Source organism: Streptomyces sp. NPDC020996 (assembly GCF_040641355.1).
Taxonomy (GTDB): Bacteria; Actinomycetota; Actinomycetes; order Streptomycetales; family Streptomycetaceae; genus Streptomyces.
Window position 1 is genome coordinate 24,247 of record NZ_JBFADM010000077.1, and the last position, 10,189, is coordinate 34,435.

Consider the following 10,189-nt stretch of genomic DNA (forward strand, 5'->3'; position numbering starts at 1 on the left):
ACTGCCGCCCCGCCCGGTGTGCAAGCTGAACTTGAGCCGGTGGATGAGGCGTTGGCCGCGTCGCTGCTGGAGCAGGGGGAAGCTGGGGCCCGGGCGCTGGGGCTGCTGCGGGATGCGCACCGGATGCTGGGGGACGGGGGCTACGAGCGGTCGGCGGAGATCGCCGAGTCGTGCGTGCGGGGCGCGGTGGACGCGCTGCTGAGCCTGCCCGGCTCCCAGGGCGACCGGCGCCAGCCGCCCGGCCTGAAGAGCGCGGCCCGCGCCTTGCTGAAGGCCGTGGATGCCTACCAGCCCTCGGGCCAGGAACCGGTAGCGGGTAGGGGCGGAGGCAAGCGCCGCTCCCGTGACCCGCAGGCGGCCCTGCGCCGTATCCGTGAGGCAGCCGAGGTGCTGCGCCCCGAACTGGAGCGGCCGGGCGGGTATCACCGGCGTCGGGCGATGGGCGTGGCCGAGCGGCTGATGGGCCAGCGTCTGGGAGCAGCGCAGGAGAGGGCTCTGGACGGCTGGGGCGAGCTTTACGGCGGCACGTCGGACGTCCTGCACGGCGGCCCTTCCAGTCAGGCCCGCGCCCGTTACCGGCAGGTTCTGCGCCTGGCGCGCGAGGTGTTCGTGCCGCTTCCCGGGCGCGCTGCGGAGGTTCTGGAGCTGACCGGTCTCCTAAGTCCCACGGCCGAGGACGCCGAGAGGCTGAAGGCGTGGGCGGACCCGCGCGCCATGCGGTACTTCTTCCTCTCCCGCCCGGCCGCGGCCTGGCTGGACCTGCTGGATGAGGTCTGGCTGCTGCCTGACACCACCAGCCCGGAAGGTAATTGGCCCGCCGCCCCCTACCTCGACCATCTCACCGAAGTCGCCCCCGAGCGGGCACGGACGTGGCTGGCCGAGCACGCCGCACAAGTAGCGGCGGCCGGCCCGGAGGCCACGGGCGCGCTGCTGCGCCTGGCCGCCCGACCCGGCATCGGCCTGAACCCGAAGGTGCGCACCGTGGTGTCCGCCCTGACCCGGGAAGGGCGCGAGCCTAAGGCGGCGGACGGCTGGTTGCTACGGCTGGCCGCCGCCTGGGCAGGCGACATCCCGCTGGCGGAGCGCGATGAGGACTGGATCCGCACGGTGGAGATGCTGCTGGCCGCCTTCGTGCGCACCGAGCACGACCAGGAGATCCGGACAGCCACCGAGGACGGGGACCTGCCCGGCGACGAGACCCGAGAGCGCATCGCCCGGCTTTCCGCCGCACGGCTGCCCACCTACGAGGCCGCCCAGCTGCTCCTGGCTCTGCGGCGCACCGCCTACCCCTCGTCCCGCCGCCTCGAGGAAGGCCCGGCGCATCCGCGCCTGCCATTGATCCGGACCGTGCTCGCCGCCCTGCTGCAGGCCGACGTGCAACGCATCCACCCGGCGATCCGGCACACCGCTATCTTCCGCCGAGACCTGGACAAGGTCGCGCTGGACCACCCGGAGGCCTTCTTCGCCCCGCTGCTGGCGCGGGCGGTCCTCGACGTCGCCGCCGCCGACGCCCGCGCCGGAGTGCCCCTGGACGAGCGCACCGCGGCGCTGGTGCGGCAGGTGGGGAAGGCAGACCCCCAGCTGCGCGACCGGCTGCTGGCCGCCCACCTCCAGCAACTACCGCCCGACGCCACCCCAGGCATCCAGGAGGCCGACACCTGGTGGGAGAAGGCCACCGAGCTGCTTCCCGCGCTCCTGGCCCACCGCCCGACGCCGGAAGGCGCCCGGCTCGTCGACTACCTGCACCACCACTGCCCGCCCGAGGCGACCGCGCACCTGCACGCGCAGCTGGCCGACGCCTGCGGCCCTGCGCCCGGCCCGAAGGAACTCGCCGACTACGACCCTTCCTCGGCCGGCCTGCCACCGCGAGCCTGGGTACGGGTGTGGCACTGGTCGCCCGTGCTGCCCGCCCCCGTCCTCACCGCCTGGGAGCCGGTGCTGACCCTGCTGCGCCGAGCCAAGCCGTCCGGCCCGGCCGACCCGCGCACCGCCGAACCGCTCGTCCAGATCACGAACAGTCCGCCGCCAGCGGTCGACGAGACCCAGCCGGCGGCCATCGCCACCGAACACGGCCCCGCCGCGGCCGCCGCCGCGCTGGCCGCCGCACCCGACGCAGGCGACTGGCGCTACCTGAAGGTGCTGCGCGCCCTGATCGAAACTGATCCGGCTGCCTGGACCACGGCACCGGCCGAGATCACCGCACGCCTCGCCCAGCCCCGCCTGCGCGCCTTCTACCTGTCCCTCGCCGCCGAACAGATCCGCCGACGCGACGCATTCCCCGGCAACGCCCTGGCCGAGGCCACGACGGCGGCCCTCGCAGCGCACCGCGACACCGACCCGGGCCCGAACGAGCCTCCCGCGACCGACCCCGACGACGACCAGCCGTCCGCGGCATACCTGACCGAACAGGCCATGCTCGACCTGGTGTTCACCGCGCTGCGCACCGGCACCGACCTCGGTGACGGCCTCCCCGCCGTCCTGGACCGCCTGTACGACCTGACCGCACCCCTGACCACCCCACCCGCCAGCACGCCCGACGACACCCCGCCCGACACGCTCCCCGCCGATTTCGTAGGCACCGACCCCGCCGGCCGCGCACTGCACTGCCTCCTCGAACACGCACAACACCAGCACGGCGCTCCCGGCGACGGCCTGCCCACCAGAGTCCTCAACCACCTGACGACCATCACCGAAGCCACCGGAACCCAACCCAGGACCGCCGCCGCCCTCGGCCCCTACCTGCCGCTGCTACACCAACGAGCCCGAGACTGGACCCGCGACCATCGCAGCGTCCTGCTGCACCTGCCAGCTGACGGCACCCCCTCCGCCGCCTCCGCCTGGCTACGCTGGGGCCCCGCCCACCCCGTGCTGCTCGCCGACCTCGACCGCGCCGAACTCCTGACCCGGCTGCGTACCAGCACCCCGCCAGAGGCCGCCTCCCACGTGGCACTGGCCCTCCTGGACGACCCGCACTTCCTCGGCGACCCGACCGCGCTCCTCACCGAACTCGCCTCCGCAGACGGCGGAACGGCCGCCGTATCCCGGCTGCTGGAGCTCCTCGCCCACCACACTGCCCACGCCGCTGCTGCCCCGGTCACCGCCGCCGCGGTGGAACTATGGCAAGCCGCCCTGGCAGCAGACCTACCTGAAGGAGCCGTGGCCGGTGCGGGCACCTTCGTCCTGACCAGCATCGACGACACGCTCTGGCTCGACCTCACCCTTGCCTCCGCCCGCCAGACCCCTGCCCTGCGCGACACGGACCACATCGCCGAGCGATCCGCCCACCACCCGGACAAGCCAGCAGCCGCTCAACTCACCGCCCTACTTGTCACCCACCCCAGCACCGACCCGTGGCGGGACGCCACCGTCCGCCAGTACGCCCGCACCCTCCTGGCCGAAATCGGCCAGCGACCACCGAACCCCCAACTCGCCCAGCCCACACAACAACTGCGCAACGCCCTGATCACCGCAGGGGACATCGACGCCCACGAGCTATAGACAGCCGCTCAAAGGGAGCCGCCACCGACGCAGCAGACCCCACGCCGGCGTTGGCACGGCCGCTTCATTACCCCTCGGCTTCCTGCTGCTCTTGGTGCCGCGCTTATGGGCCGCCGACTGGCTCAAGGACCTCACCGAGCGCGTCGGCGCGACTCGGCATCGGCCCACACCGCCGCCGTCCTGCCGGGCGGGAAAAACGCGCGGAGAATTTTTTGTCGGTATGGGTTCCGGCCGTCCCGGAAGGGTGAGGGAGAGGCAACGGGCCGCTCCCCGCCCGGCGAAGGGACCTGGCTGGTGAACGTGTACGTCCTGGTGGTGTTGATGGTGGGCATCATGGCGGGGTGGGGACTGCTGTCCGCGGGCGCCTCCCCGGCCGAGGCGTTTGGCGGTGCGGTCGCGGCGGCCGTCCTCACCGACCACCTCCTGGAGCGCCCGTGAACACCCGCACCAACCCGCTCCTCATGATCGGTGGTCTTCAGGACCTTGGGTGGGTCGCCGGGCCCGCGGCCGGCCTGGGGCCCGCCTGCGCCCGGTGCTGCCCGCCCGCCCGGTACCGCGGGCCGGACCCGCGGCGCTGGCTGGACAGCACTGCGCGCCCCGACGCCGCTCAGCTGGCCGCCGCATGCGCACTGGCCGGCTTTGAACGGCACACGGCCACCGTGCTGCGCACGGCCGAGCTGACGCGGCAAGCCCGTAGACGCGCCCAACAGCTCTTCCCCTACGGTCTGGGCCCGGTGCTGGGCGATCTCATGCTCCCCACCGATGGGGGAGGGGACATGCTGCACGCCCTGACCGACGTGGCCCAGAGCCTGTTCGCCCGCCGCCGACCGCCCCGCGTTTTCCCGGTGTGCCCGTGGGGGAGCACCGACAGCGCCAACTGCGACCGAGATCCTTTCGGCCGCCTTCTCCACGACCACTGCCGCACCCCCACCGACCCCGTACCTGCCTGGCGTTCGAAGTCATGGGCCGTCTGGAGCCAGCGCACCACGCACGAGCTGAACCGTCTGCCGTCGCACCTCATGCAGCACCAGCCCAAGCCGGCCGAGCAGGGCGCACCCAGGCGCATCGGAGCGGGAATGATCGGTCCCATCACCGTGCTGATCGGCCGTGACGGGCCCGCCCAACGGGCCAGTCGCTCCCGCGACGCGCTGTACGTGCTCGTCCAGCGCCTCAGGCCCGCACACCTGGATCCGATCACGGTCCTTGGCATGCTGCACCGCCACCTCGGATTCACGACCGCGGGCCCTCACGTTTACGGCTGGCGGGGGTACGCGCCCCGTTCGCTGTTCGCCGCCGCCCTTCAGGCCCGTCACGCCAGCGTCCACCAGGGGTCCGACGATGTCCTCGTCGAGCGCCTGGCCCGCTTCATCGCCCCCGGCAGACGGACTGAGCTCACCGCCCAGGGACTGCTGCTGAACGGCTGGGACGACCAGGTGCTCGGCAACGAAGACCTCCAGGCGCGGTTGCGGGCTGCCATCCGCTCCGCCTCCTTGGCGGACACCGAAGTGTGGGAGCGAACCCGCCAAGGCGTCCTTGCCTTGGACAACCCGGACCTCCTTGCTGACGGTGAGATGCCCCGGCAGGACACATCGGACCAGGAGGAGGCGGTGAGCCGCGTCCTGGCCAAACTCACTGCTGAGGAGCGTGCGGTTGCCAAGTGCTACGCAGCCGACGGCCTGACCTGGAAACAGGCGGCGCTGAAGGCCGCCCAGCCGGCATCGATGGGAGAACGCGTACGCCGCAAGCTCAAGAGGCTCGGCGTGGAGTACACCCGCCGACGGCGCAGCCACGGGCGGCTGTAAGGACCGTCGGATAAGCACCACAAGCAGTGCCCCAGGAGGGCCTACGCCGGGCCGAGGCCCTGACGAAGGCCGGTATGTGGGTTGAGCTGGCGCCTTTGGTCTGCGCACCGAGCCGCGCACCTCTACTGCACGCGGTGAGTACGCGAGATGTTCGGTGCCGGAGGCGGTGGTTTGGAGACGCGGGCATGCAGTGGGTCGGGGGACGAGAGCCGACGCAGGAAGAGCTTCATACCGTTGTCGGGGAGGCGGGGGCGCAGGGCAGCCTCAGGCGGGTATCGACGCTGGAAGAGCCCCGCGTCGCCGGAGGGGTAGCGGGTGAGGAACTCGTCGTCTTCGGCGAAGAGCAGGTCGTAGGAGAAGGAGACGGGATCGACGCCCGCGGGCAGGGCGGCGCCGTTGCGCCGGACGTGTTTAGCTACGACCTGGGTGACGCCGATGGTGAGGGCGGTCTCGACGTCGCCGGCGGACATGGAGTCGAGCAGGTTCCTGAACCGGGGGCTGATCTTGTCGGTGTAGTGGGCCATCCGCGGTGGGGGCGCAGGGGTCACGCGTACCCCCCGGACGGCGGTGAAGCGGTCGTAGGCCTCGGCGTACAGGCGCTGTTGGGCCGGGCTGACGCCGCAGGCGGTCAGGTACGTGACGAGCTGCTCGAGGCTGGCGGGCAGGCCCTTGCGGTGCACGATCCGCCAGGCGGTCGTGGGCGGCAGCGGCGGCCGGTGGGGAACCCTGCGGCTGAGCTCGCGCAGGGAGGGTGCGCCGGCCCGCTCGTACTCCGCGGCCAGCGCGGAGCCGAGGTCGTCCTCGCTGTGGATGAGCGCCGGCTTCGGCGCATTGAGAGAGCGGAGCCGGCCGCGCCGCTCGGTGCGGCCGCGGTTGCGCAGCAGCCGGGCCCTGGTCTGGTCGGGAGCACTGGCCCGGCACGCCCGTAGATAGGCGTCAAGGACGGCGGGAGAGGGCGCCGCAGCGCCGGACTCGGCGCGCTGGACGGTGCCTCGGGAGATGCTGGCGGCCTGGGCCAGGGCGCGCTGGGTCAGCCCAGCGGCCCGGCGCAGGCCTACGAGGTGCTCGGCGAGGGCCGTGAAGGGGCCGTCGGGGGAGCTGGCGAAGGGGGAACGGGTCACGGCCTTCACTACCTACCCGCGGAGGACCGCACTGCGGCCTCGATGAGGACCGTCACCAGGCGACGGCCGCCGCCGGCCGCGGTCAGGGTGGCCGCGCCGATCGCCCCCAGGCCACCCAGCAGTGTGAAGACGATGCTGAGCTGGGTGCCGGCGAGGAAGAGGCCGCTGCCCAGCCCCAGGACGGCGACCAGCAGGATCAACGCGTGCGTAGGGCCGAAGCGTCCGGCCGCGCCACAGCCACAGGCCGGGGCCGCTGCGGCGGGGCGGGGAACAGGGACATCGTTCATGGTGCAGGGGTATCCGTCCTGACGGGGCCTGCCGGCGGACGCGCCGGGGCCGAATTCTGGTCGCAAGGTGACGCAGCCCAGGGGCAGTTGGCCCTGCCCCGTGGTGCGGGCTGCGCAGGCTCACAGCCTTCCACGCCCGAACTCAGCGTGCCTCGCCCCTGTGGGCGCTTTGCCCGATATGGGAAATCGTGGCCTCACTGCTGTTCCGCACCAGCGACACAATCTGCAAAGCGCCTGCTCTGCGCAACCGGGCCTGCAGGCGACGAAGTGAACGGATGCCATGCCTGCGGCAGCTCACCGTTTGTTCCAGCGGACTTGCGGCCTAGACCCCTTCACCAAGACAGTGCTCCCCATACGCCTCCGACGGCTTTCTGGTTGGTGGCCTCCTGACAGCTCCTGGTCGCAAGCCCAAAACCGCTTCAGGATCCCAGGCAGGCACGTTGGCCCGCGCCCGCCGACATGGAAGTCGGCACCGTCACCGGTGCCGACTTCCACGTGAGTACCCGGACTGGGCCGCTTCCCGACCCGGCACGTGCGACGAACCTGCGCGCGGCCTCCTGCCGACTTCGTACGGCCCGCCCCGCCTTTGCCTGCAAGGCCGCAGAGTGTCAGTGCTGCGCCGTAGCGTTATGGCCCATGAACTTCCAGTACATACCGCCGGTTCCGGCAGAACAGATCCGGCAGCTGCCGACGCGAGATGTCGCACTCCTTCTCCTGCAGCACCTCGCCAGCGGCACCGGATATCTGCAGTACGTGAGCACCATGAACTCGGCTCGGCAGGCATTTCAGGAAGAGCCGGATGCGGCCGCCCTCGTGGACCGGCTGTCCGATGCCTGGTGCTGGCTGGAGGCTCAGGCGTTGCTGTCCCGGGAGCCCAGCCAGTCCGAGGCCTTCCGCCGGATCTCCCGCGACGGCAGGGACCTGGCGAAGGACCCGCAGGGCATCACGCGGTTCGAGGCTCGCGAACGACTGTCCGGCCCGCTCCACCCGGATCTGGAGGGCACGGTGCGCACCAACTTCGACCTGGGTGATTACGAGACGGCGTGCTTCGCCGCGATGAAGGCGGTCGAGGTCGCCGTCCGCGACGCCTCCGGGCTCGACAACTCCTTGGTCGGAGTGAAGCTGATGCGGGAAGCGTTCCGGCCGCACGAGAACGGCAAGACCGGCGGCGCGCTCGCCGATGCGGAAGCTGAGGGCGGCGAACAGGCGGCCACCGCCAACCTGTTCGCTGGTGCCATGGGCGCCTACAAGAATCCTGCCAGCCACCGCACCGTCGACTTCGACGATCCGATCGAGGCAGCAGAGATCATCCAGTTCGCCGACCTGCTGCTGCGCCAGGTCGAACGGGCCAAGCGCCGCCAGACCGCGTCAACGACGTAGACCCGCACGCGATGCCGGGCCGGACTGGACACCACCCCGGCCAGCCCTACAAGGGCTCCTCACAGCTCGCATCCGCACGCTTCCGGGCCCTTGCCGTCCGCTCGCGCAGAGTGCGGGTCCACGTTTCCATGAAGCCGGCTGCGCCGGTCTCGTCGCCGGGGATCTGGAAGAGGGCCGGGTCGGCCGTGAGCTGTTCCATGAGCGTCTCGTACAGCGCGTCGAAGATCGGCTCGAGGCCTATGGCCAGGCCCTGGGCGAAGTGCCGGGGGGAGGCGCTCAGGGCGATGACGTGGTCCAGGATGGGGAACATGCCCCACTCGTCGATCTTCGCCCGTAGCGCGGCCAGTGCCGGAGTGTCCGGCATGAACAGGGCGTGCATCGCGTACAGCCCGTAGAACATCCGCAGCCCGAGGAGCACCGTCCGGGCCCGCAGCAATTGCTCATCGCTGGCGCGCTGAACCGGCTCCAGCACGTCCGCGCGCTGCTGGAGCAGCCCCCAGTCCACCGGCGGACTCTCCCCGCGCTCCGCCGCGCCCAGCATCTGCGCCCAGTCCTCGGCCGTCAGCCCGAACAAGGCGAAGGCGCCGAACGCCTCGGCGAGCGCATCCCCGCCCACCTCCTGCGCTCCCAGACCGATCGCCGCGACCAGGTGCACCACCTCCTTGAAGTCCGGCCCGTCCGGCACGTCCACGTCCTCATCGGCCTCAAGCACCGCGCGCACCAGGGCGGGATCCGCAGACCCGCGGTACGGCCGTGCCGCAATCAGCCGGCCGGCGACCTCATACAGCGCATCAGCGGCCTCTTCACCCGCCCCCGCCGCACCACGTGCGAGCTCCAGCATCCGATGAGACACCGTGCCCCGCAGCACCCAGACCACAGCCTCCCGCACCGCCGCCAGCGGCGGCTCCGGCACCCGCACCGATCCCGGCTGCGCAGCCCCGCCCGCCTCGGCGAACCACTCCAGCACTGCCAACCGCCGATCCCGCCCCTGGCGAAGATGCCGCGCCAGCACCGCCGCGCTCTCCACCACCACCGGATCAACCACGTCCACCACCGACCCCCGGCCCCGCCCCAGCCCCCGTCGCCGATGCCGCGGCAACAGCCCCGCCCGCCGCCAGCTCTCCAACTGGCTGGTCGTCACCACCAGCCCACGCGAAACCAGTTCACGCATCACCTGTAGATCAGCCGGACTCGGCGCCCCTCGTGCCATGCCCACCATTACAACCCCGAGAGGTGCAATTTTCTGCGAACCCACGGCTCTGGCTCACTGGACTCCGCACCACCCAGACACCCGCCAACTCCAAGAGGACAGAAGGCCCATGACCCCAGAACACCGAAACCGCATCCGAACCAAGGCCGCCGCCGGCCTGACCACCGCGCTCCTCGCCCTCCTCATCGCCAGCGCCCTCCACCACCCCGGCCACCTGACGAACATCCTGCTCATCCTCACGGCCGCACTCGGCGCGACTACCGCCACCCTCGCCCTCGCCGCAGCCTTCGCCCCCACCACCGCCACCCGCACAGCCGCCCGACACACCCTCGACCTCCTGCTGCGCCTCGTACCCTGGTACACACCCCGAAGCTGACGACACGAGCGGCAGTAACAAACCTGGATGTCTGTGCAGCGAAGCGGAACTGACATCACCACACCTGCCCGCGCACCCACAGCGCAACGACCGTGATCTCCAAGCCGGGAGGCACCAACCCCCAATCCGGATTCACCGAAATTTTTCACCCGAGGGAAACAGCCGATCCCACCTCACCCACCCGGCCCCTGTAGCCAGCCGCCCGCGAACGCGGGCCGGGTCCGGGAGCGCAGCGAACGGACCCCCAAGGCCCCTTCCAGGAGCGAAGCAACGAAGGAGCCGCCGGCTCGAAGCGCAAGCGGAGAGCCGGAAGGGCATCCACCCAACCTCCGGATACAGCAAAACTTCTGACGGAAGGAAACACAGGCTCGGAGCGAAGCGCAGAGCCAACTCCTCGCAACGCGAGGAGTTTCACTCCGTCACCCGCGCGCAGCGCGGGGCTTCGCTCCAACCTCCGTGCGTAGCACGGAGGTTCCCTGGGAACCTGCGAAGCAGGTTCTTACCCGCTCCGCGGG

8 protein-coding genes are annotated in these 10,189 nt (G+C 71.4%); 5 read left to right on the forward strand and 3 right to left on the reverse strand.

What is annotated here, in order from left to right; genetic code table 11:
- Positions 1 to 39: 39 nt before the first annotated feature.
- From AB0G63_RS34530 to AB0G63_RS34540, 3 genes are all read left to right on the forward strand, one after another.
- Positions 40 to 3,498 (forward strand): hypothetical protein, encoded by a 3,459-nt coding sequence (locus AB0G63_RS34530; RefSeq protein ID WP_360758585.1) that lies wholly within the window; start codon positions 40 to 42, stop codon positions 3,496 to 3,498.
- A 294-nt stretch (positions 3,499 to 3,792) separates the two neighbouring features.
- A complete protein-coding gene (locus AB0G63_RS34535; protein ID WP_360758587.1) occupies positions 3,793 to 3,936 on the forward strand; it encodes a hypothetical protein in 144 nt (47 codons plus the stop codon).
- A 221-nt stretch (positions 3,937 to 4,157) separates the two neighbouring features.
- Positions 4,158 to 5,300, forward strand: coding sequence for a hypothetical protein (locus AB0G63_RS34540; RefSeq protein ID WP_360758589.1), 1,143 nt, complete (start codon positions 4,158 to 4,160; stop codon positions 5,298 to 5,300).
- Between the two features lie 122 nt (positions 5,301 to 5,422).
- Here the strand turns inward: AB0G63_RS34540 and AB0G63_RS34545 are convergent, their stop codons facing one another.
- Positions 5,423 to 6,421: a helix-turn-helix transcriptional regulator gene (locus AB0G63_RS34545; protein WP_360758591.1), complete on the reverse strand. Its 999-nt coding sequence runs from the start codon at positions 6,419 to 6,421 to the stop codon at positions 5,423 to 5,425.
- 8 nt (positions 6,422 to 6,429) lie between these two features.
- Positions 6,430 to 6,708, reverse strand: coding sequence for a hypothetical protein (locus tag AB0G63_RS34550; RefSeq protein ID WP_360758593.1), 279 nt, complete (start codon positions 6,706 to 6,708; stop codon positions 6,430 to 6,432).
- Between the two features lie 636 nt (positions 6,709 to 7,344).
- On the opposite strand from AB0G63_RS34550, the gene AB0G63_RS34555 reads away from it, so the two are divergent.
- On the forward strand, positions 7,345 to 8,088 hold the full coding sequence (locus tag AB0G63_RS34555; protein WP_360758595.1) for a TIGR02391 family protein: 744 nt from the start codon (positions 7,345 to 7,347) through the stop codon (positions 8,086 to 8,088).
- Positions 8,089 to 8,134: 46 nt separating this feature from the next.
- Here AB0G63_RS34555 and AB0G63_RS34560 read toward each other — a convergent pair whose 3' ends face one another.
- A complete protein-coding gene (locus AB0G63_RS34560) occupies positions 8,135 to 9,259 on the reverse strand; it encodes a hypothetical protein (protein WP_360758597.1) in 1,125 nt (374 codons plus the stop codon).
- Between the two features lie 148 nt (positions 9,260 to 9,407).
- Here AB0G63_RS34560 and AB0G63_RS34565 point away from each other — a divergent pair, with 148 nt between their 5' ends.
- Positions 9,408 to 9,674, forward strand: coding sequence for a hypothetical protein (locus AB0G63_RS34565; RefSeq protein WP_360758599.1), 267 nt, complete (start codon positions 9,408 to 9,410; stop codon positions 9,672 to 9,674).
- Positions 9,675 to 10,189 lie beyond the last annotated feature (515 nt).